The organism is Micromonospora foliorum (genome assembly GCF_022229015.1).
Lineage (GTDB): Bacteria > Actinomycetota > Actinomycetes > Mycobacteriales > Micromonosporaceae > Micromonospora > Micromonospora foliorum.
Window position 1 is genome coordinate 1 of sequence record NZ_JAKKFF010000456.1, and the last position, 21999, is coordinate 21999.

Annotated in this window: 18 protein-coding genes and 1 pseudogene; 14 read left to right on the forward strand and 5 right to left on the reverse strand. The window is 71.5% G+C overall.

Annotation, left to right across the window (positions count from 1 at the left end):
• Positions 1-442: 442 nt before the first annotated feature.
• The gene (gene ppdK, locus PSH25_RS27640) at positions 443-3178 is read left to right on the forward strand and encodes a pyruvate, phosphate dikinase (RefSeq protein ID WP_238661823.1); all 2736 of its coding nucleotides are present in this window, start codon (positions 443-445) and stop codon (positions 3176-3178) included.
• A gap of 42 nt (positions 3179-3220) precedes the next feature.
• Here the strand turns inward: ppdK and PSH25_RS27645 are convergent, their stop codons facing one another.
• On the reverse strand, positions 3221-3721 hold the full coding sequence (locus tag PSH25_RS27645; RefSeq protein ID WP_238661824.1) for a roadblock/LC7 domain-containing protein: 501 nt from the start codon (positions 3719-3721) through the stop codon (positions 3221-3223).
• A gap of 253 nt (positions 3722-3974) precedes the next feature.
• On the opposite strand from PSH25_RS27645, the gene PSH25_RS27650 reads away from it, so the two are divergent.
• Genes PSH25_RS27650 through PSH25_RS27660 form a run of 3 tightly spaced genes read left to right on the forward strand, consistent with a single transcriptional unit; the run spans position 3975 to position 6497 of the window.
• Entirely contained in the window at positions 3975-4328 is a 354-nt protein-coding gene (locus PSH25_RS27650; RefSeq protein WP_238661825.1) for a VOC family protein, read from the forward strand.
• Positions 4329-4370: 42 nt separating this feature from the next.
• Positions 4371-5633 carry a deoxyguanosinetriphosphate triphosphohydrolase gene (locus PSH25_RS27655; protein ID WP_238661826.1) on the forward strand — a complete coding sequence of 421 codons (1263 nt, stop codon included), beginning with the start codon at positions 4371-4373 and terminating at the stop codon, positions 5631-5633.
• A gap of 15 nt (positions 5634-5648) precedes the next feature.
• On the forward strand, positions 5649-6497 hold the full coding sequence (locus PSH25_RS27660) for a siderophore-interacting protein (protein ID WP_238661827.1): 849 nt from the start codon (positions 5649-5651) through the stop codon (positions 6495-6497).
• 7 nt (positions 6498-6504) lie between these two features.
• Here PSH25_RS27660 and PSH25_RS27665 read toward each other — a convergent pair whose 3' ends face one another.
• Positions 6505-7710, reverse strand: coding sequence for a low temperature requirement protein A (locus tag PSH25_RS27665; protein WP_238661828.1), 1206 nt, complete (start codon positions 7708-7710; stop codon positions 6505-6507).
• Positions 7711-7823: 113 nt separating this feature from the next.
• On the opposite strand from PSH25_RS27665, the pseudogene dnaG reads away from it, so the two are divergent.
• Positions 7824-9726 (forward strand): annotated as a pseudogene (gene dnaG / locus PSH25_RS27670) (DNA primase).
• Entirely contained in the window at positions 9727-10263 is a 537-nt protein-coding gene (locus tag PSH25_RS27675; protein ID WP_238661829.1) for a hypothetical protein, read from the forward strand.
• Positions 10264-10272: 9 nt separating this feature from the next.
• Here PSH25_RS27675 and PSH25_RS27680 read toward each other — a convergent pair whose 3' ends face one another.
• Both PSH25_RS27680 and PSH25_RS27685 read right to left on the reverse strand, forming a co-directional pair.
• Positions 10273-11292, reverse strand: coding sequence for a TAXI family TRAP transporter solute-binding subunit (locus PSH25_RS27680; protein ID WP_238661830.1), 1020 nt, complete (start codon positions 11290-11292; stop codon positions 10273-10275).
• The gene (locus tag PSH25_RS27685; protein WP_238661831.1) at positions 11289-13667 is read right to left on the reverse strand and encodes a TRAP transporter fused permease subunit; all 2379 of its coding nucleotides are present in this window, start codon (positions 13665-13667) and stop codon (positions 11289-11291) included. Before PSH25_RS27685 ends, PSH25_RS27680 begins: the two co-directional genes overlap by 4 nt.
• Positions 13668-13895: 228 nt before the next feature.
• Here PSH25_RS27685 and PSH25_RS27690 point away from each other — a divergent pair, with 228 nt between their 5' ends.
• Complete coding sequence (locus PSH25_RS27690) at positions 13896-14828, forward strand: ABC transporter ATP-binding protein (protein WP_238661832.1); 933 nt, start codon at positions 13896-13898, stop codon at positions 14826-14828.
• A 498-nt stretch (positions 14829-15326) separates the two neighbouring features.
• Entirely contained in the window at positions 15327-15866 is a 540-nt protein-coding gene (locus tag PSH25_RS27695) for a hypothetical protein (protein WP_238661833.1), read from the forward strand.
• A 147-nt stretch (positions 15867-16013) separates the two neighbouring features.
• Here PSH25_RS27695 and PSH25_RS27700 read toward each other — a convergent pair whose 3' ends face one another.
• A complete protein-coding gene (locus PSH25_RS27700; protein ID WP_238661834.1) occupies positions 16014-16229 on the reverse strand; it encodes a flavin reductase in 216 nt (71 codons plus the stop codon).
• A gap of 274 nt (positions 16230-16503) precedes the next feature.
• Here PSH25_RS27700 and PSH25_RS27705 point away from each other — a divergent pair, with 274 nt between their 5' ends.
• The 6 genes from PSH25_RS27705 (at position 16504) to PSH25_RS27730 (ending at position 21916) form a co-directional block, all read left to right on the forward strand.
• Positions 16504-17307, forward strand: coding sequence for a helix-turn-helix domain-containing protein (locus tag PSH25_RS27705; protein WP_238661835.1), 804 nt, complete (start codon positions 16504-16506; stop codon positions 17305-17307).
• Positions 17298-17489, forward strand: coding sequence for a DUF397 domain-containing protein (locus PSH25_RS27710; RefSeq protein ID WP_238661836.1), 192 nt, complete (start codon positions 17298-17300; stop codon positions 17487-17489). The genes PSH25_RS27705 and PSH25_RS27710 overlap by 10 nt, the downstream gene beginning before the upstream one ends.
• 229 nt (positions 17490-17718) lie before the next feature.
• Entirely contained in the window at positions 17719-18507 is a 789-nt protein-coding gene (locus tag PSH25_RS27715; protein WP_308193743.1) for an ABC transporter permease, read from the forward strand.
• 76 nt (positions 18508-18583) lie between these two features.
• A complete protein-coding gene (locus tag PSH25_RS27720) occupies positions 18584-19393 on the forward strand; it encodes an ABC transporter permease (protein WP_238661837.1) in 810 nt (269 codons plus the stop codon).
• Between the two features lie 64 nt (positions 19394-19457).
• Positions 19458-20477, forward strand: a complete 1020-nt coding sequence (locus PSH25_RS27725) for a YihY/virulence factor BrkB family protein (protein WP_238661838.1) — start codon at positions 19458-19460, stop codon at positions 20475-20477.
• Positions 20478-20737: 260 nt separating this feature from the next.
• Positions 20738-21916 carry an ROK family protein gene (locus PSH25_RS27730; RefSeq protein ID WP_238661839.1) on the forward strand — a complete coding sequence of 393 codons (1179 nt, stop codon included), beginning with the start codon at positions 20738-20740 and terminating at the stop codon, positions 21914-21916.
• Positions 21917-21999: the final 83 nt, after the last annotated feature.

Sequence of the window (21999 nt, forward strand, 5' to 3'; positions counted from 1 at the left end):
GGCCGCCGCGGCGAGCAGCGTGCCCGCGGTCTGCTCGGCCGCGCGCGCCAGCGTGGCCGCGTCCGGTTCCCCCGCCGACAGCGGCGCGGGGACGGCGGTGGGGCCGGGGGAGGGGATGGTCGACACGGCGGCGACTCCGGGGGTGTATTCGCGTCGGTTATGGCAAAAGTGAGGTTCACCGGCTGGCGTGGCGTCAAGCGTACGACGCTCGGCCGGGATGCGTGATGGTGCGCATGGAAGCGTTCCCAAAAACCGGTACGAACACGGATAGTCGTGATGGCTGTGCCAATTGTCACCGAACGGTCCCAGGTCACTCGATGTTCGCTTAACCTTCGCCCACCGATCGGCGTTGACCCCGGGATTACCGGCGGTCCGTCCCGGGGAAGAAGAAAACTGAACCTTCGTTAAGTGTCAATCCGGCGCGTGTGTTGTGGAGGCTCTGGTGGCAGCGCAAGAGACCGTCGATCACAAGTACGTCTACGACTTCTCCGAAGGCAACAAGGACCTCAAGGAGCTGCTCGGCGGCAAGGGGGCAAACCTCGCCGAGATGAGCAACCTGGGCCTGCCCGTCCCACCCGGCTTCACCATCACCACCGAGGCCTGCCAGGCGTACCTCGCGACGGGACGGGAGCCGGACGGGCTCGCCGGGCAGATCGAGTCGCACCTGGAAGCGCTGGAGCGCGCGATGGGCAAGCGCCTCGGTGACCCGCAGGACCCACTGCTGGTCTCCGTCCGCTCCGGTGCCAAGTTCTCCATGCCCGGCATGATGGAGACCGTCCTCAACGTCGGCCTCAACGACCAGAGCGTGGAAGGACTGGCACGACAGGCGGGAGGCTTGGCTGGCCAGGCCGCCTCCGGCGGCGCGGACAGGTTCGCCTGGGACTCCTACCGGCGACTCATCCAGATGTTCGGCAAGACCGTCTGCGAGGTGCCGGGCGAGGAGTTCGAGCACGCGCTCGACGAGGCCAAGCACGCCAAGGGCACCCACAACGACCTGGATCTGGACGCCGACGACCTGCGAGGGCTTGTCGACGCGTACAAGAAGATCTTCTTGGAGCACACCGGTCGGGAGTTCCCGCAGCAGCCGCGCGAACAGCTCGACCTGGCCATCCGCGCGGTCTTCGAGTCGTGGAACGCCGAGCGCGCGGTGCTCTACCGCCGCCAGGAGCGGATCCCGGCCGACCTCGGCACCGCGGTCAACGTGGTGACCATGGTCTTCGGCAACCTCGGGCCCGACTCCGGCACCGGCGTCGCGTTCACCCGCGACCCGGGCAGCGGCGCGCAGGGCATCTACGGCGACTACCTGGCCAACGCCCAGGGTGAGGACGTGGTGGCCGGCATCCGCAACACCGTGCCGTTGCAGGAGTTGGAGCAGCTCGACAAGTCCTCCTACGACGAGCTGCTCGGCATCATGGCCCGGCTGGAGGAGCACTACAAGGACCTGTGCGACATCGAGTTCACCATCGAGCGCGGCAAGCTGTGGATGTTGCAGACCCGGGTGGGCAAGCGCACCGCCGCCGCCGCGTTCGTGATCGCCGGGCAGCTCGTCGACGAGGGCCTGATCGACCTGGACGAGGCGCTGCACCGGGTCAACGGCGCGCAACTGGCCCAGCTGATGTTCCCCCGCTTCCAGCTCGACCACGAGTTCCAGCCGGTCGCCAAGGGCATCGGCGCCTCGCCCGGCGCGGCGTCCGGCACTGTGGTCTTCACCTCCGCCCGGGCCGTCGAGCTGGCCGCCGAGGGAAAGTCGGTGATCCTGGTGCGCCGGGAGACCAACCCGGACGACCTGAACGGCATGATCGCCGCGCAGGGCATCCTCACGTCGCGCGGCGGCAAGACCAGCCACGCCGCGGTGGTGGCCCGGGGTATGGGCAAGACCTGCGTCTCCGGCGCCGACGAGATCGAGGTGAACGTGCCGGCGAAGCGGTTCACCGTGGCCGGGCAGACCGTCAACGAGGGCGACGTGGTGTCCATCGACGGCACCACCGGCAAGGTCTACCTCGGCGAGGTGCCGGTCATGCCCTCCGAGGTCGTGCAGTACTTCGAGGGCAGCCTCGACCCGGAGCACATCGACAACGCGCTGGTCCGGGCCGTACACCGGATCATGACGCACGCCGACGGGAAACGGCGGCTCGCGGTCCGCACGAACGCCGACACCGGCGCGGACGCGGCCCGGGCCCGGCGCTTCGGCGCCGAGGGCATCGGGCTGTGCCGCACCGAGCACATGTTCCTCGGCGACCGGCGGGAGCTGGTCGAGCGGCTGATCCTGGCCCGGGCCCCGGGTGAGCGGGAGGCGGCGCTGGCTGCGCTGCTGCCGTTGCAGCGGGCCGACTTCGAGGAGATCTTCCGGGAGATGGACGGCCTGCCGGTCACCGTCCGGCTCATCGACCCGCCGTTGCACGAGTTCCTGCCGCCGTTGGAGCAGCTCGCCGTCAACGTGGCGGTCGCCCAGGAACGCGGCGAGGACGTGGCCAAGGAGGAGGCGCTACTCGCCGCCGTCCGGCGGATGCACGAGGAGAACCCGATGCTCGGGCTGCGCGGCGTACGCCTCGGCCTGGTCATCCCCGGCCTGTTCGCGATGCAGGTCCGGGCCATCGCCGAGGCGGCGGTCAGTTGCGCCCGTAACGGGGGCGTGGCCAAGCCGGAGATCATGGTGCCGCTGGTCGGCGCGGTGCAGGAGCTGGAGACGGTCCGCGCCGAGGCCGAGAAGATCATCGCCGAGGTGGTCGGGGACAGCGGTGTCGAGGTGCTGATCGGCACCATGATCGAGGTGCCCCGGGCGGCGCTGACCGCCGGGCAGATCGCCGAGGCGGCCGAGTTCTTCTCCTTCGGCACCAACGACCTGACCCAGATGGGCTGGGGCTTCTCCCGCGACGACGTCGAGGGGGCGTTCTTCTGGCGTTACCTGGAGCTGGGCATCTTCGGCATCTCGCCGTTCGAGTCGATCGACCGCGACGGCGTCGGTCGGCTGGTGCGCATCGCCGCCGAGGAGGGCCGGGCCGCCCGGCCCGGGCTGAAGCTCGGCATCTGCGGTGAGCACGGTGGCGACCCGGACTCGGTGCACTTCTTCCACGAGGTCGGCCTGGACTACGTGTCCTGCTCGCCGTTCCGGGTGCCGGTGGCCCGGCTGGAGGCCGGTCGGGCGGTCGTGGAGAGCGGCGGGTCGGACAGCCGCTGACGCGCGTCGGCGGCGGTCCGGTCACCGGGCCGCCGCCGGCGCTCAGATCGGCGGACGACGCCAGGTGGGTCGGGACGAGCGGCGCAACTGCGCCGGCAGGGTCGCCATCGGGGTACGCGTGGCCAGCGGGGCGTGCGCGTCCGGCACCGAGGTCGCGCCGATGCCTCCGCCGCGAACGTCGAGGAACGACCCCGCCCGGCGGGCCACCGCCCGTGCCTCCTCGTGCAGCGCCTCCAGGTCACCCGCCGCCGACACGGTGACGAGGGTCAGCAGGGCGCTGCGCCCGGCCGGGTAGGTCACCACGCAGCCGGCGGTGGTGCACACGACCGACTCCCGGAACTCACCCCGCCGGACGGTGTCCGCCACCCGGTGACCGAGCCCGAAACTCGCGGCGGCGAGCGCGGCGAGATGGGTGGCGTCGGTGCTCGGAAGGTCGCTGGAGATGAGCAGGCCGTCGGTGCCCGCCAGCACCGTCCCGGCGATGTCGGGTCGCCGCTGGCGCAGCCCGCGTAGCTCCGTTCCCATCACCGTGTCTGCGTCCACGAGCGTTACCCCTCACCGGTCGGCTCTGCGTGTCAGTCGGCTGGTCACGTTCCGCGCTGGGAACGCTACCGCTGGCCACTTCTGGCCGCGAGCCCGTAACCCTCGGCGATCGGTTGGCAACTGCGAGCCAATCGGTGGTTGTGTGCCCTTCGTCGATGCGTCGTGAGCGGGTCGAGCAGCGGGGGCGGGCGTAATCTTGGCTCGCTCGCACACGGCCGATTGGGCGCCGCGTCGAACGGGAAGAGGTGACTGCGTGACCAGTGTCTGGGAGAGCCTGACTGTCGACGCCCGCGATCCGGCCCGACTGGCCCGTTGGTGGGCCGAGGCGCTCGGCTATCAGGTCGTCACCGAGACTCCGAGCGGCGTGGAGATCCGCCAGTCCCCGGACCAGTTGCCCGCCCTGTTCTTCGGCCCGGTGCCCGAGGGCAAGGAGCGCAAGAACCGACTGCACCTCGACCTGCGCCCCGCCAACCAGGAGGCCGAGGTCGAGCGCCTGGTCGACATGGGCGCCCGGCACGTCGACATCGGTCAGGGCGACGTCGAGTGGACGGTGCTGGCCGACCCCGAGGGCAACGAGTTCTGCGTGTTGCGTGAGCGCGAGGAGTGAGCCGGTCTTGCGAGCCCCGCAGTCGCGAACTGTGGTGGCTCCGTGAACGCGAGGAGTGAGCCAGAGGCGCGGTTGGTCGAGGAGCCGCCCAAGGACACCGGGCATCGCCGGTCGCCGTACGAGCGCGACCGGGCCCGGGTGCTGCACTCGGCGGCGTTTCGCCGGCTGGCCACCAAGACCCAGGTGCACACCGCCGGCACGGACGACTTCCTGCGTACGCGGCTGACCCACTCGCTGGAGGTGGCGCAGATCGCGCGGGAGATGGGTGCCCGGCTGGGCTGCGACCCGGATGTGGTGGACGTCGCGGGGCTTGCGCACGACCTCGGGCACCCGCCGTTCGGGCACAACGGCGAGGCTGCGCTGGATCTGCTCGCCACGCCGTGCGGCGGCTTCGAGGGCAACGCGCAGACCCTGCGGGTGTTGACCCGCCTGGAGGCGAAGGTGCTCGCCCCGGACGGCTCGTCCGCCGGGCTGAACCTGACCCGGGCGTCGCTCGACGCGATCGGCAAGTACCCGTGGCCGCGCCGGCCGGGGGAGCGCAAGTTCGGGGTGTACGCCGACGACCTGGCCGTCTTCGACTGGATCCGGGCCGGCGCGCCCGGCGACCGGCGCTGCCTGGAGGCCCAGGTGATGGACTGGGCCGACGACGTCGCGTACTCGGTGCACGACGTGGAGGACGGCATCCACGGCGGCTACGTCACGTTGCACCCGCTGCTCACCGACGCCGACGAGCGGGCCGCACTCTGCGCCGACGTGGCCACCGCCTACTCCGGGGAGTCCGCGGCGGACCTGGCCGAGGTGCTTGTCGACCTGCTGGCCGGTCCGCTGCTCGCCCCGTTCGCCGGCTACGACGGCAGCCATCGCGCGCAGGTCGCGCTGAAGGCCACCACCAGCGGGGTGACCGGGCTGTTCGTGTCGGCGGCGGTGGCGGCCACGGAGGAGCGCTTCGGGCCGGGCCCGCACCGCCGCTACGGCGCCGACCTGGTGGTGCCCCGCCTGGTCCGGGCGCAGTGTGCCCTGCTCAAGGGCATCGCGCTGCGGTACGTGATGCGTCGCAGTGGCTTCCGGGGCCGCTACGAGCGGCAGCGGACGATGCTGGCGGAGTTGGTCGCCGCGCTGGTCCGGCGTGCCCCGGAGGGGCTCGACCCGGTCTTCGCCCCGCTGTGGGGGGCCGCCCCGGACGACACGGCCCGACTGCGGGTGGTGATCGATCAGGTGGCCTCGCTCACCGACCCGGCGGCGGTGAGCTGGCACACCCGCCTGGTCGGCGGAGGCACGCCGCCGATTGACCGCGAGCCAGCTTAGGCTAACCTAACTGACATGACGGAACGCCCCAGGAACGTCACCTCGGCCCGGGTGCTGCGCACCGAGCGGCCCACCCCGCACCTGATCCGGCTCGTCCTCGGTGGGGACGAACTGGTCGGCCTGCCGGTGGGCGAGTTCACCGACCACTACATCAAGGTGGTGTTCCCGCAGCCGCACGTCGCGTACCCGCAGCCGTTGGACCTCGCCGCGATCCGCCGGGACCTGCCCCGGGAGCAGTGGCCCCGGCTGCGCGCGTACACGGTGCGGCGCTGGGACCCCCTGGCCGGGGAGTTGACCGTCGACGTGGTGCACCACGGCGACGAGGGTTTGGCCGGCCCGTGGGCCGCGGCGCTGCGCCCCGGCGATCCGGTGCACTTCGTCGGCCCAGGCGGGGCGTACGCGCCGAGCCCGGACGCGGACTGGCATCTGCTGGTCGGTGACGAGAGTGCCCTGCCGGCGATCGCCGCCGCCCTGGAACGCCTGCCGCTGGGCGCCCCGGCCCACGTCTTCGTGGAGATCGCCGACCCGGCGGAGGAGCAGAAGCTGCTCAGCCCCGGGGCGGTCGAGCTGACCTGGCTGCATCGCGGCGAACGCCCGGTGGGCGAGGCGCTGGTCGCGGCGGTACGGGCGTTGGAGTTCCCGGCCGGCCAGGTGCACGCGTTCGTGCACGGCGAGGCCGCGTTCGTCCGGGACCTGCGCCGGCTGCTACGCGGCGAGCGGGGCGTACCCCTCGGGCAGCTCTCCATCTCCGGCTACTGGCGGCGTGGCATGGACGACGAGGGCTGGCGCTCCACGAAGGCCGACTGGAACCAGCAGGTGGCGGCCGAGGAGACAACCATTCCGGCGCCTGCCGCGGCGGCCTGAGCGGCGGTCATCCCTCGGGCGTGCTCATCTCCTCGCCGGCCCGGGCGAGGCGCCGGCTGAGCAGGACGGCGTACCCGACGACCGCCAGGGAGAGCAGCACCAGCATCAGCCTCGGCTGGTGCACCGTCGCGGTGACCAGGCAGACCGAGACCACCCCGTAGGCGGCGATCGCCAACCGGGCGGCGCTCGGTCGGGTCCACAGCCAGTACAGGGCGAGCCCGCAGGCCGTCCACACCACCATCGAGGCGCCCAGCAGCAGCCGCAGCTCCAGCGGCAGCCGGGTGGCGTTGTCGTCGACCAGCCGGACCACCTGACCTAGCGCCCAGCCGAGCAGCAGCAACGCACCACCGAGCGGAATGTGCAGGTAGGTGTACGCCTGCCCGCCGCGCAGCCGGCTCTGGGTCAGGCGGGTGGTGACGAAGGTGGTGTAGACCCACCAGACGGCCGCCGGGATCAGGAACGCCAGCCCGGCGGTGAGGATCATGTGTGGCGGGGGGTGGTCCGGTACGGCGAAGAGCAGGCTGGCCAGCGCGCTACCCAGCACGATGATGGTGAACTGGCCGATCCGTTCCGGCAGGTGCCGGTTGTCCACCGGCCAGCGGTTGAGCCAGCGCACCCCGACCCAGGGCGTGGCCAGTTCGATGACCATCGCGACGATCCACAGGACCGGGCGCAGCTCGGTGGGCACGGTCAGCGACACCAGCCAGATCAACCAGCCCGACCCGAAGCCGATCAGGTAGACAGTCGTCACCATCCGGGCCCTCGCGCTGGTCGGGCGTGCGCGCAGGTACAGCAGGAGCAGCACGCCCCGCACGATCAGGTACCCGACCGGCAGGAGCACGCTCTCCGGAACCTCGTCGACCCCGAGGGTCATCGCGCCCGCGCCGACCAACGCGACAAGCACCAGCAGTCGGTGCAGCGCGTCGTCCGGGTCGAACCGGGTGTCGTAGTAGACCTGCCCCATCCAGGCCCACTGGATCACCACGAAGAGCCCGATCACGGCCAGCACGGCCCTCGGCGACGGGGTCGGTTCGTTGCCCAACCGGGCCACCACCGCCGCCAGCGCGTACACGAAGATGAGGTCGAGGAAGAGTTCCAGCCAGGTGGCGTGCCGGTGTCCGGCCTCGTCTTCCGGCGTGGTCTGCCCGGGTAGCCCCATCCGGGCGGCCAGCCATCGTGGCAGGCGGGGGGCTTCGGTCCGTACCCGGCGCATCTGGTCATGGTCCCCGCGCGGACCCGGCCCGCGGGCCGGAACCGCCCAGCCCGCAGCGGTCGCCGCCACACCGGCGTCCCCCGGCCGGCGTGTCGTCGGTCGGGCAGGGCAGGATGTACGGCGAGGGGGTGGCGCATGGCTGGGCGGATCCGGGACGAGGACATCGCACTGGTCCGGGAACGCACCTCGATCGGGGATGTGATCTCCGAGACCGTCACCCTGAAGTCCGCCGGCGGCGGCAATCTCAAGGGCCTGTGCCCGTTCCACGACGAGAAGAGTCCGTCGTTCAACGTGTCCCCGGCCCGCAACGTCTGGTACTGCTTCGGCTGCGGCGCCGGCGGGGACGCGATCAAGTTCCTGATGGACGCCGACCACCTCAGCTTCGTGGAGTCCGTCGAGCGGCTGGCCGGCCGCGCCGGCATCCAGCTGCGCTACATCGAGGACGACAAGGGCACCCCGCGCCCCCGCCCGCAGCAGGGTCAGCGGCAGCGCCTGGTCGCCGCGCACGCCGCCGCCGTCGAGTTCTACCGCGCGCAACTGAGCACCGCCGGGGCCCGGCCGGCACGGGAGTTCCTGGCGCGCCGGGGCTTCGACCGGGCCGCCGCCGAGCGCTACGGCTGTGGTTTCGCGCCCGAGGGTTGGGACCTGCTCACCAAGCACCTGCGCCAGCAGGGCTTCACCCACCAGGAGCTGGTCACCGCCGGGCTGTCCCGGGAGTCCCGCTCCGGCACCCTGATCGACAGGTTCCGCCGCCGGTTGCTCTGGCCCATCCGTGACCTGGCCGGCGACGTGATCGGCTTCGGCGCGCGCAAGCTCTTCGACGACGACGACGGCCCGAAGTACCTGAACACCCCCGAGACGCCGATCTACAAGAAGTCGCACGTGCTCTACGGCATCGACCAGGCCAAACGGGAGATCGCCAAGCAGGGGCGGGCGGTGATCGTCGAGGGTTACACCGACGTGATGGCCTGCCACCTCGCCGGGGTGACAACGGCGGTGGCGACCTGCGGCACCGCCTTCGCCGCGGACCACATCTCGGTCCTGCGTCGGCTCCTGTTCGACAGCGACGAGGTGGCCGGCGAGATCATCTTCACCTTCGACGGCGACGCCGCCGGGCAGAAGGCCGCGCTGCGCGCCTTCGAGGACGATCAGCGCTTCGTCGGGCGCACGTTCATCGCGGTCAGCCCGGACAACATGGACCCGTGCGACCTGCGGCTGGCAAAGGGCGACCTGGCGGTGCGTGACCTGGTCGCCCGCCGCGAGCCGCTCGTCGACTTCGCGCTGCGACACGTGATCAGCCGCTTCGACCTGGACACCGTCGACGGCCGGGTCGAGGCGATGCGGCACGCCGCGCCGCTTGTCGCGCGCCTCAAGGACCGGGAGAAGCGCCCCGAGTACGTCCGCAAGCTCGCCATGGACCTCGGCATGGAGATCGAGCCGGTGCAGCGGGCGGTGCTGGCAGCAGGCAACACCGCGCCGACCGGCACCCGCGACGCCGCCCCCGCCGCCCGGCAGACCTCGGCCCGCCCCGAGCCGGCACTGGACAGCCCGCAGTCGATGGTCGAACGGGAGGCGCTCAAACTCGCCCTCCAGCAGCCGGTCCTGGCCGGGCCGATGTTCGACGCGGTCGAGTCCACCGAATACCGCCACCCGGTGCACGTCGCCGTGCGCACGGCCATCTCGGCGGCCGGTGGTGCCGCGTCGGCGGCCGGCGGCGCGGTCTGGATCGAGTCGGTCCGCGACGCCTGCGACGACCTGGCGGCAGCGGCGCTGGTCGGTGAGTTGGCCGTCGAACCACTGCGGATCGACGGCGAACCGGACCCGCGCTACGTGTCGATCACCATGGCCCGGGTGCAGTTCGGGTCGGTGACCGCCCGGGTCCGGGACCTCAAGTCACGCATCCAGCGGATCAACCCGGTCAACAACAAGGACGAGTACTTCGCCGCCTTCGGTGAGCTGCTGTCCCTGGAGCAGCACGCCCGGGCGCTGCGCGAGCAGGCCGCGGGAGGCCTCTAGATGGGACTGTTCAGCCGCAAGCCGAAGCTGCCGCCGGCCGACCGGCCGCCGCTGACCGCCGACGAGCGGGTGTTGGCCTGGGCCGCCGCCGGCAACGGTGAGGGCGACGGGGTGGTGGTCGCCACCAACCTCGGGTTGTGGCTGCCCGGTCGAGGGCACCGGCTCGGCTGGCACACCATCCTCAAGGCGGTCTGGTCCGGCCGGGAACTGACCGTCACCCCCGCCGAGCCCGTCGTCGAGCGGGACGGCTACACGGTGGTCGTCGACGGTCCAGCCGAGACGTACCTGCTGCTCGACCCGGGGGAGCTGCCGCACCAGGTGCGGGCCCGGGTGACCCGCTCGGTCGCGTACACCGAACACCAGCCGGTGCCCGGCGGCGCGGCGCGGGTCGCGGCCCGGCGCGTGGCCGGGGTCGACGGTCTGACCTGGACGGTCCGACTCGACCCCGGCACTCCGACGGACGACGAGGCCCTGCTCGCCGAGACCGACCGGCTGGTCGGCGTGGCCCGCGCCGCCACCGCGCCGGCCGACGTCTGACCGGCCGGGTCAGTTCGCGCCGAGGTCCTTCAGCGCCTTCTCGGCGCCGCGGTGCAGCGGCACCGGGTCGGTCCTGCGGGCGGTCTCCAGCGAGATGCCCCGGGCCGCCGGGTTCGCCTGGGCCAGCGTGTCCCGCTTGTCGAAGACGGTCCGGGTGATCGCGCAGGCGACGTTGGCGTCCAGGTCCTTGCGGACCAGCAACACGTTGGGTACGACGATGGTCGGCGTGTCGGTCGCCGTCCGGTACGTGTCCCGGCCGATCGTCCCGGCCTGGTAGGCGGGGCTCAACGCGGTCATCTTCGGCAGCAGCGGCGAGATGTCGACGAACTTCACCGAGTCCCCGGCTGTGGTGAACAGGTCGGTGAGGCCCCCGGTGGGCAGACCACCGGACCAGAAGAAGCCGTCGACGCTGCCGTCCTTGATCCCCTCGACCGTCTTGGTCAGGTCCAGTCGCTGCGCCCGGATGTCCTTGGCCGGGTCGAGGCCGGCGGCCTCCAGCAGCCGGTTGGCGATCACCTCGGTGCCGGACTTCGGTGAGCCGGTGGAGATCCGCTTGCCCCGCATGTCGGCCACCGAGGTGATCCCGGAGTCGTTGCGGACCACCACCTGGGTGTAGTTGTCGTAGATGCGGGCCAGCGCCTCCACCGGCTGCGGCGCGGTGAAGCTGCCCTTGCCCTGCACCGCGTTGACCGCCGTGTCGAAGAGCGAGAACGCCACGTCGTACTGGCCACCGACCAGTTGCTCGACGTTCTGCACCGAGGCGCCGGTCTCGGCGGCGGTGCCGGTGAGCTTGCCGCCGGTCGCCCCGGACAACTGCCCGGCCAGGGCGTTGCCGACCACGTAGTAGACGCCTGTCGCGTTGCCGGTGGCGATGCCGACGCGGGTTTCCTTGGTCACCTCGCAGGTGACGTCGCTGGCCGTGTCGTCAGTGGCCGCGCCGCCCTGCTGACCTCCACAACCCGCGGCACCGACCGTGACGAGGGCGAGCACGCTCAGGCCCGCCGCGAGCCGTACGTCGATTCGTCTCACAGTTGTTCCTCCACAGGATTGGCTGGTGATCCGGACGAGGACCGGCCGGCGCGTCGGATGAACACACCCGCCGCCGCGACGACGGCCAGCGTCACGCCGACCGTGACCGGCACGGGTTCGAGCCAGAGCAGGGTGACGCCGGCGAGGGCGCCCAGCACTCGTTCCGGGGCACCGGCCGGCCCCACGCCGGGCAGCCATCCACCGGCGGCGACGGCGAGCACCGCCACGCTCAGCGCGGTGACCGCCGCGGCGAAGGCGATCCGCTGGACGCCACCGATGCCGAGCAGACCCAGCCCGGCCGGCGTGATGACGAACGCGATCGGGATCAGGTACGCCGGCAGCGCGTACCGCAGGGTCTGCCACATGGTCGGCACCAGCCGGCCGCCGGTGACCGCGGCGGCGGCCACCGCGGCGAGCGCGGTCGGTGGGGACACCTCGGACAGGACCGCGAAGTAGAAGACGAACATCGCCGCCGCCGGCGCGGTGACGCCCAGGTCGAGCAGGGCCGGACCGACGATCACCCAACCGATCACGAACGACGCGGTGACCGGCACGGCCAGGCCCAGCAGGGTGAGCGCGACGGCGGCGAGCAGCGCGGTGAGCACCAGCACCAGCGTCGGGTCCGAGGTGGCCGCCTGCGCCCCGCCGATCAGCAGCGCCGCCGCCTGCGGCCCGAGGCCGGTCTTCGTGGTGGTCGCCGTGATGATGCCGGCGGCGGCGCAGACAGCGGTGACGGCGAGGACGCCGCGTACGCCGGTGACGAGCGCGGTCACCAGCCGGCCCGGGGTGAGCCGGTGCGCGCGGTCGTTTCGGGAGGCCAGGAACGACAACGCGACAGCGAGCAGGATGGCGAAGACGACAGCCCTCGTCGCGGACATGCCGACCGCCAGGAACACGATGATGGCGATCAGCGAGGCGAAGTGGTAGCCGAACCGGGCCAGCAGCCGCCAGGGCGAGCCCACGTCGATCACCACCGGGCGTACGCCCGAGCGGCGAGCGTCGATCTCCACGGCGAGCAGGATGCCGAGGTAGTAGAGCACCGTCGGCACGGTCGCCCAGCCCAGCACCTGGAGGTACGAGACGCCCAGGTACTCGGCGATGATGAACGCCGCCGCACCCAGGGTGGGCGGGGAGAGGATCGCGCCCACCCCGGCCGCGGCCAGCATGCCACCGGCCCGCTCCGGCGGGTAGCCGGCGCGGCGCAGCAGCGGCCAGGTGACCGCGCCGATGCTCACCGTCGTCGCCGCGCCGGAGCCGGAGACGGTGCCGAGCAGGAACCCCGAGGCCACCGCCGTCCGGCCGGCGCCGGTACGCGAGCGCCGGAACGCCGCGGCCGACAGCTCGACGAAGAACCGGCCGGCCCCGGACAGCTCCAGCACCGCGCCGTAGATGGTGAACAGCACGATGTACGAGGCGGCCACGTCGAGCGGCGTGCCGTAGAAGCCGCTGTCGGAGTTGTAGAACGCGTCGACGAGTTGACTGAAGTCGAGCCCGGCGTGCGCGACCGGCCAGGACTGCGGCAGCAACCCACCGTAGTAGCCGTAGCTGAGGAACAGCAGGCAGACCACGGGCAGGATCCAACCGGTCGTACGTCGACACGCTTCGAGCAGCAGGAGCAGCAGGACGGTGCCCAGCACCAGATCCGTCGGTGCCAGCAGGCCCTGCCGGTCGAGGAACGCGTTGTAGCCGCCGCCACCGCTGCCGATCCGGATCGGCAGGACCGGATAGAGGCAGGCCGTGACCGCCAGGGCGACCAGGACCCAGTCGGTCACGGTGGGCCGCGCCGACGCCGGTCGTCGGGCGCGTAGGCGGGCCGGCAGCCGCAGGTCGGCCGGGTAGGCGAGGAAGACCAACGGGAGTACGCCGGCCAGGAAGATGATCAGGTAGTACTTGCTGCCCTGGGACAGGGGGCGGAACACCTGCCACAGGGCGAGAGCGCCGATCGCCAGCGCCGCCGTGGTGAGGAGCAGACCCGCCGGCCCGGAGAGCACCCGTCCCGGTTTCTCGTCCTCGAACTGGGCGGCCAGGTCCCGGGTGGCCCGCTCGGCGACGCCCGGGTTACTTGGGTCGGGCTCGTTCGGGTCGGGCCCGGTCTGGCCGGGTGGGCTCGGGTCGGGTCCGGTCTGGTCGGGTGGGCTCGGGTCGGGTCCGGCCTGGTCGGGCCCGGTCTGGTCGGGCCTACTTGGGGTGGGCTCGGTGGCGAGGGTGGCGGGGTTTGGTGGGTGGGTGCCGTCAGGCTCGCCGGGCTCAGCCGGCTCGGCTCCCGGTCGTGGCCGAGGTGGCCCGCCGCCGGGGCTCGCTGCGGGCCCACCGGCGGGAGAGTTGGCTGGTCGGGCAGGTGACGACGAACCATCGGGCGCGCTGATGGGCGACACGAAAGGACGATACACGTCGATTGGCTAACGGGTGGGGCATCGACCGGCGTTTCGCCGCCCGTGGTCGGGGTGACCGGCGGGTCGCGGGCGTCGTCGCCCTGCACGTTCCGCGTCGCACGTCCCGGCGGGTCGCGGGCGTCGTCGCCCTGCGCGTTCCGCGTCGCACGTCCCGGCGCACCACGGGTATTTGCGTGGAGGGCTGTCGGACCGGGCGGTTAGGGTCGGGCGGTGACTTCGGGGCGACCACTGATTCAGGCTCGTGGGCTGGTGAAGCGGTTCGGCGATTTCACCGCCGTGGACGGCATCGATGTCGAGGTGCGCCCGGGTGAGGCGTTCGGCTTCCTCGGGCCCAACGGCGCGGGCAAGTCGTCCACCATGCGGATGATCGGCTGCATCTCCCCACCCAGCGGGGGCGAGCTGCGCATCCTCGACATGGATCCGGTGACTGACGGGCCGGCGATCCGGGCGCGTCTCGGGGTCTGCCCCCAGCTGGACAATCTCGATCCGGAGCTGACCGTCCGGGAAAACCTGACCGTGTACGCCCGCTACTTCGGCATCTCGCGCCGGGCGGCCCGGGAGCGGGCCGCCGAGCTGCTCGACTTCGTCCAGTTGACCGAGCGGGCCGACAGCAAGGTCGAGCCGCTGTCCGGTGGCATGAAGCGTCGGCTGACCATCGCCCGCGCGCTTGTCAACGATCCGGAGATCGTGCTGCTCGACGAGCCGACCACCGGGCTCGACCCGCAGGCCCGGCACCTGGTGTGGGAACGGCTGTTCCGACTCAAGCAGCAGGGCGTCACGCTGGTGCTCACCACGCACTACATGGACGAGGCCGAGCAGCTCTGTGACCGCCTGGTGGTGATGGACGGCGGCCGGATCGTCGCGGAGGGCTCACCCCGAGCGTTGATCGAGCAGCACTCGACCCGTGAGGTGGTCGAGCTGCGCTTCGCCGCCGAGTCGCAGGAGCCGTTCGCCGGCAAGCTCGACGGGCTGGGGGAGCGGGTCGAGGTGCTGCCTGACCGGGTCCTGCTCTACGTGCCGGATGGCGACACGGCGGTCGCCCAGGTCACCGCGCTGGGGCTTCAGCCGGCCAACGTGCTGGTCCGGCGCAGCGGCCTGGAGGACGTCTTCCTGCACCTGACCGGCCGCACCCTGGTCGACTGACCGCCGGCGAGTGACGTTGACGGGTCCACCCGCGACATTTCCGGCGAACCCCCCGGGGCCCTCGCTTGATCGACTCGGCTTCCTGAAAGTCGGGGTGATACGGCGGAGCGGACAGCCCGATTTCCTGAAGCCCGAGTCGATCAAGCGGTCGGGGCCCAGGGGGAGAGGGCAGGGCCAGGGCGACGGGTCAGGACTCGGGGCATGCGGCCGGGGTCAGGGCGGGGGGCCGGGTCAGGGCATGCGACCGGGGTCAGGGCGAAGGGCCAGGGGTCAGGGCGAAGGGCCGGGACTGGGGCGAGGGACCGGGATTCAGGACGAGCGGCCGGGGCCTAGGCGTGCGGCCGGGGCCTAGGCGTGCGGCCGGGGCCCAGGCGTGCGGCCGGGGCCCTGGAGGGCCGGGCCTCGGGCGGGGGCCGGACGACGCGGTGGAACGCGGGCGACAAAGTCGGTGGGCCGTCGTAGGGTGGCCGGCGGTCTGTCGTAACCCGGGGGAGTTTCATGTCTGATCTGGTGACCGCCAACCGACGTCAGGCCGGGCTCACCGCCCTCTACCTGGGCATCTTCGCGATGGTCTGGTTCAGTGTGCCGGCGGCGGAGCAACCACTGCGTGCCCTGCTCGTGGTGGGCAGCCTCGTCGCACTGCTCACCGCCGTGCTGGGCGGCGTGCTGTTCGCCCGACTCCGGGGGGCCGGCAGCCCCCGGGACCGGGCCGCTGACCGCCCGTACCTGCTCATCGTCGTCGCCGAGTTCGCGGCTGCCGGGCTGGGTGCGGCCGTGCTGGTCGCCGCCGACTGGTCCGAGTACGTTCCGGTGCTGGTCTGCCTGGTGGTCGGTCTGCACTTCTTCCCGCTCGCCCCGCTCCTGCGGGATCCGCTGCTTCGTCCGCTCGGTGCCGCGCTGTGCCTGGTGGCTGCGGCGGGCCTCGTCACCGGCCTCGCCTCGACCGTCTCCGCCGGGCTGGTGATCGGCGTCGGCGCGGGAGTGCTGCTGCTCGGTTACGCCGTGCAGGCGCTGGTCCGCGGGTACCGGCCGGCCTGACCGGCGCAGCCGTCGAGGTCGGGGCTGCCCGCCCGTCGACACCTCGGCCCGGCCACCGAGCACCCGGCTCCACCAATGACGGTTCAACCGTCCGATCGTTGGCGGCTCAGCGGCAAGCGTTCCCGCGCGTCGAACTGCTGAACCCGTTCAACGGGCTCGGGCCCAGGTGATGAATCGGTCGGTCAGTCGGTCGTGCCCGGCCTGACCGGCGAGGTCTTCGGCCGCCTCGAAGAGCACCGTGGCGAGGTAGACGAGCAGGCTGATCCGATCCTCGCGGTACTCGCCGAGCAGTGCCAGGCGGGCCGGCGAGCAGGGCCACGCCGCGCCGCAGACCCGGCAGCGCCAGGACGGCCGTGCCGCCACGTGTGGGCGGTACCGGGGCATCAGTGCCCGCCACCGTCATGAGCCGACCAGGTGAGTCGCACGAGGGAACCTCCATCGGGTGGGTGGGGAGCGCCCCGGATCGGGGGGTCACGGGGCGCTCCCGGCCTGGTTCCGCCCGCCGTCTGATCCCGTGAGCGGTTCCGCTGCGTGACAGTCTGGTGAGCATCCGACTACGGTGGGAGGTTCCGCACGCCGACGACCAGCGCGTACGGCGGTCGGCCCGGCGCGGTACGGGAATGTACGGAGGGTGTCCGTGGAGAGTTCGTCCATGCTGGAGCACTTCGCCGAGGAACTGCGGCTGGCCCGGGCCGCCAGTGGGATGTCGCAGACGGCGCTGGCCGAGGCGTTGAGCTATTCCGGGGCGTTGGTCGCCAAGGTGGAGACGTCCGAGCGCCGGCCGAGTCTGGACTTCGCCCGTCGGTGTGACGCCGTGTTCGGGGCCGACGGTCGGTTCGAACGCATCCAGCGGCGGATCAGCCGGGAGGCCGTGGTGCCGTGGTTCCGCGACTGGGCCGGCATCGAGCAGGAGACCACCGCGCTGCGGTGGTTCGAGCCGCTCTACGTGCCGGGCCTGGTGCAGACCGAGGGTTACGCCCGCGCCATCCTGGCCGGTGCCGGGCTCTTCGCGGCGGACGAGGTCGAACAGCAGGTGACCGCCCGGCTCGATCGGCAGGGCGTGCTCACCCGGGACCGGCCGCCGCTGCTCAGCGTGGTCGTCGACGAGTACGTGCTGCGCCGCCACGTCGGCGGGCCGGAGGTGATGCGCGAGCAGTTGCGTCACCTGGTGAAGCTCGGCTCGGCCCTGCCCCGGGTCCGAATCCAGGTCGTGCCGCTGTCCGCCGGTGCGTACGCTGGGCTCGATGGTCCCTTCGTGATCGCCACCACAGCCACCGGTGAGGATGTCGTCTACCTGGACGGGCAGCGCCACGGGCAGGTCATTGACCGGTCCGAGTACGTCCGGCAGATGGTCGAGGTGTGGGAGTCGATCCGGGGTGAGGCACTATCGCAGCAGCAGTCCCTCGACCTGATCGCGGAAGTGGCGGAGACATGGAGCTGACCGGCGCCCGGTGGCGCAAGAGCACCCGCAGCAACGGCAGCGGTGGTGCCTGTGTGGAGGTTGCCGCCAACCTGCCCGGGCTGGTGGCCGTCCGCGACTCCAAGGACCCGGTCGGTCCGGTGCTGGTCTTCCCGCCCGACGCGTGGCGGGCGTTCGTCGAGTCCGACGCCGTTCGCCGGTAGGTAGCGGCCACGCCGTCCAGATCAACTCGGCTTCCAGGAAGTCGGGCTATAGCGGTGGCGTTGACACCGCGACTTCCTGGAAACCGAGTCGATCAACGAGCGGGGCCCGGGTCGAACGCGGCGAAACCCGGGCGACACGTCGTCGGGGTCGTCGTAGGGTGACCGGCGGTCTGTCGTACCCCGGGGGTAGACAGGTCGTGGTGGCCGGCGTGGCAGGCGGGGTGGTCGGGTGAGTGTGACGAGGTCGGCGCGGTTCCCCTGGGTGCCGGCGTACGCGGTGTTCGAGCACTACCTGGTGGGTCTGCGGCGCACCTGGCGGGCCGGGATGTTCTCCTCGTTCCTGTTGCCGGTGCTCACCGTGCTCGGTTTCGGGCTGGGCGTCGGCGCCTACATCGACCAGGGCGTCGGCGGGGTGCGTTACCTCGACTGGCTGGTCCCCGGGCTGATCGCCTCGACCGCCCTCCAGGTGACCGTGGGCGACTCGACCTGGCCGGTGTTCAGCAACTTCCAGTGGGTCAAGACCTACTTCGCGCAGGGCGCGTCGCCGCTGCGGGTGGGTGACATCGTGGCCGGGCACCTAGCCTTCGTGCTGTTCCGGGTGCTCACCACGATCGCGGCGTTCCTGCTGGTCACCGGGCTTTTCGGGGCGTTGCGGTCGCCGTGGGCGGTGGCCACCCTGCCGGTGGTGGCGTTGCTCGGGCTGGCCGTCGCCGCGCCGACCTTCGCGTACGCCGCGTCGGTGTCGACCGACAGTTGGCTGGCGATGCTGTTCCGGTTCGCGGTCATCCCGATGACGCTCTTCGCCGGGGTGTTCTTTCCGGTCGAGTCGTTGCCCGAGGCGCTGCGCTGGCTGGCGTACGCGACGCCGTTGTGGCACGCCGTGGACCTGTGCCGCGCGGCCACGCTCGGCGTGGCCCCACAGTGGTCGATCGCCGGGCACCTGCTCTACCTGGCCGTCTGGGCGGTCGCCGGCTGGTTGCTGGCGGTGCGGGCGTTCCGGCGCAAGCTCGTCGTCTAGCCGGGCGGCGGAGCAGGCCCGGCAGCCGAGCAAGCAAGAGCAACTCGTCGTCTGAAGAGCAAGCAGAGAGGGTGTCGTGGTCACGCTGATCCTGCCCCGACTGGTCGACGTCTCCGCCGCGTCCCGGCGGTCGGCGTCGGTGGTCGAGCGCAACGTCGCGGCGCTGAAGTCGGTCTACTGGCTGCTGCTGCTCTCCGGTTTCGTGGAGCCGCTGCTCTACCTGCTCTCCATCGGGGTGGGCGTCGGCGCGCTGGTCGGCGACCTGCCGCTGCCCGACGGGCGGTTGGTCTCGTACGCCGAGTTCGTGGCCCCGGCGATGCTGGCGTCCTCGGCGATGACCGGGGCGCTCGCGGAGACCACCTTCAACTTCTTCGGCAAGATGAAGTACATGAAGCTGTACGACGGGATGATCGCCACCCCGGTACGGCCGTTCGAGATCGCCCTGGGCGAGTTGGGTTGGGCGATGCTGCGGGGCAGCGCCTACTCGGCGGCGTTCCTCGGGGTGATGGTCGCACTGGAGTTGACAAGCGTCACCCGCGCGTTGACCGCCCTCCCGGCCGCGGTGCTGGTCGGGTTCGCGTTCGGGGCGCTCGGCATGGCGATCTCCACCTTCATGCGCAGCTGGCAGGATTTCGACCTGATGGGCTCCGCGCAGTTCACGCTCTTTCTCTTCTCCGGCACCTTCGTGCCGGCGCAGGCCTATCCGACAGTGCTCCACTGGCTCGTCGAGATCACCCCGTTGTACCGGTCGGTGCACCTGATCCGTGGGGTCGCGCTGGGCGGCGGTGGCTGGCTCTGGCTGCTCGACGTGCTCTACCTGCTGGTGATGGTGGCGGTCGGCCTGCTGGTGGCTTCTCGCCGAATGGCGAGGTTGCTCTACAAGTAGGGGTTACCCGCGCCCGTCGACGGGGCATGTCCGGAGGTGACACCGCCGACCAGGAGGAGGGGCGATGGCCTCGGACGAGTCTTCCGCCCAGCGGGAGCGTGATCCCGCAACCACGCCGGTGGGGCCCGACGCGGGCCCGGACAGCCCCACCGACCTGCCCGGCAGCGGCTGGAAGGCGGCGCTGCGGCGGACGATCACCGAATTCCAGGACGACAGCCTGACCGACTGGGCGGCGGCACTGACCTACTACGGCGTGCTGTCCATCTTCCCCGGCCTGCTGGTGCTGATCTCCCTGCTCGGCCTGCTCGGCGAGAGCGCCACCGAGGGCGTCAAGGACACCGTCAACCAGGCGGTGCCCAACGACAGCATCCAGAAGATCATCGAGGGCGCGATCGACACCGCCCAGCGGAACGGCGGCCTGGCCAGCATCGCGGCGATCATCGGTCTGTTGGCCGCGTTCTGGTCCGCGTCCGGCTACATCGGTGCGTTCATGCGTGCGTCGAACACCATCTACGACGTGCCGGAGGGCCGGCCGATCTGGAAGACGCTGCCGATCCGGGCCGGTGTGACGGCGGTGATCGGCGTACTGCTGCTGGTCTGCGCGGTGATCGTGGTCTTCACCGGCCGCCTCGCCGAATCGGTAGGTGACGTGATCGGGCTCGGCTCGACGGCCGTCGCGGTATGGGACATCGCCAAGTGGCCGGTGCTGCTGATCCTTGTCAGCCTGATGTTCGCGATCCTGTACTGGGCCTCACCGAACGCGCGGCACGGCGGCTTCCGCTGGGTCAGCCCGGGCGGGGTGCTGGCAGTGGTGATCTGGCTGGTGATCTCCGGCCTGTTCGCCTTCTACGTGAGCAACTTCGGTTCGTACGACAAGACGTACGGGACGCTGGCCGGGGTGATCATCTTCCTGGTCTGGCTCTGGCTGAGCAACATCGCGATCCTGCTGGGGGCGGAGTTCGACGCGGAGCTGGAGCGCGGTCGCGCGATCTCGGCCGGCCATGCGGTGGACGACGAGCCGTACGTCGAGCTGCGCGACGACCGCAAGCTCAAGAAGAAGCGCAACGCCGGGGGTCGCCGCTGACGGTCCCGCGCCAAACGCCCCGCCACCGAGGATCGGCTGGCGGGGCGTTTGCGTGTCCGTCGATGGAACTGGGGGCGAGGGGCCAGGGGCGGTCCGTGATCCTTTCCTTGATCGACTAGTAGCTTTTGTTCTTTCGGACAAAAGTTGGTCGCGAAACGGTTGAAGCTCTGGACAGGTGGCGTAGAACGCTCTTACTGTGTCGGACACACCACATCGGCATTGCGTCGATGTGAACGCTGCCAAAGAAGAGGGGGACCCGGGTGCGCACCGTCGACCCCCTGCACGTGCGCCTGTTGCGGCTGCTCCGCGACGAGGGCGCCGTGTCCCGGGCCGAGCTGGGCGACCGACTCCAGATGCCGCGCCCGCGGATGCTGGCCGAGCTGGATCGCCTGGTGACACTGGGCTACGTCGCCGAGGCCGGGCTCGCCGCGTCCCGAGGTGGGCGTCGCTCGACGCTCGTCGAGCTGAACCCGAAGCTCCGCTTCGCCGCCGTCGACCTCGGCGCCAGTTCGATGGACGTCGAGGTGGTCAACGGCCGCCTCGAACCGGTGGCCCACTACGCCGAGGCAGCCGACATCCGCAACGGCCCGAAGGTGACCCTGCAACGGGTCAACGAACTGCTGCACAAGGCCCGGGTCGACGGCGCGTACGAGCGACTGGACGCCGTGGGCATCGGCGTACCCGGCCCGGTCAGCTTCCGCGACGGCGTTCCGGTCTCACCACCGATCATGCCGGGCTGGGACCGGTACCCGGTGCGTGAGCTGCTCAGCCGGGAGCACGGCTGCCCGGCGGTGGTCGACAACGACGTCAACATCATGGCGATCGGCGAGCGACACGGCGGGGTGGCCCACTCGGTGGACGACTTCCTCTTCGTGAAGATCGGCACCGGCATCGGGTGCGGCATCTACCTCACCGGCGAGGTCTACCGGGGCACCGACGGCTGTGCCGGCGACATCGGCCACATCCAGGTCGACTCGCACGGTCCGATGTGTTCCTGCGGCAACGTCGGCTGCCTGGAGGCGCTGTTCAGCGGCGCCGCGCTGGCCAAGGACGCCGCTGCCGCCGCCCGCAGTGGGACGTCGCCCGCGCTGGCCGAGCGGCTGGCCCTGCGGGGTGTCGTCACCGCCCTGGACGTCGCCGAGGGCGCCGTCGAGGGCGACGTGACCTGTATCCAGTTGATCCGGGACGGCGGACGGCGGGTCGGCGGGGTGCTCGCCGGCCTGGTCAGCTTCACCAACCCGTCGATGATCGTGATCGGCGGTGGGCTGGCCCAACTGGGCCACATCCTGCTCGCCGAGATCCGCAGTGTGGTCTACCGCCGGTCACTGCCGCTGGCCACCGGCAACCTTCCCGTCGTCCTGTCCGAGCTGGGCGGCCGTGCCGGTGTCACCGGCGCGGCGGTGCTCGCGAGCGACGTCGCCTTCGGGGAAGCCGCATGAAGCTGTTCGAGATTCCGTCGTGAGCGAGGAGGAGACTGTGGCTCTGCCCGAGGATGACCCCGCCACCGCGTCGGCCGAGGCCG

Excerpts from the sequence above, each read along its gene's own strand:
- PSH25_RS27675 (WP_238661829.1), top strand. The coding sequence starts at position 9,727 with ATGGGACTGTTCAGCCGCAAGCCGAAGCTGCCGCCGGCCGACCGGCCG.
- PSH25_RS27665 (WP_238661828.1), bottom strand. The coding sequence starts at position 7,710 with ATGCGCCGGGTACGGACCGAAGCCCCCCGCCTGCCACGATGGCTGGCC.
- PSH25_RS27710 (WP_238661836.1), top strand. The coding sequence starts at position 17,298 with ATGGAGCTGACCGGCGCCCGGTGGCGCAAGAGCACCCGCAGCAACGGC.
- PSH25_RS27660 (WP_238661827.1), top strand. The coding sequence starts at position 5,649 with ATGACGGAACGCCCCAGGAACGTCACCTCGGCCCGGGTGCTGCGCACC.
- PSH25_RS27725 (WP_238661838.1), top strand. The coding sequence starts at position 19,458 with ATGGCCTCGGACGAGTCTTCCGCCCAGCGGGAGCGTGATCCCGCAACC.
- PSH25_RS27695 (WP_238661833.1), top strand. The coding sequence starts at position 15,327 with ATGTCTGATCTGGTGACCGCCAACCGACGTCAGGCCGGGCTCACCGCC.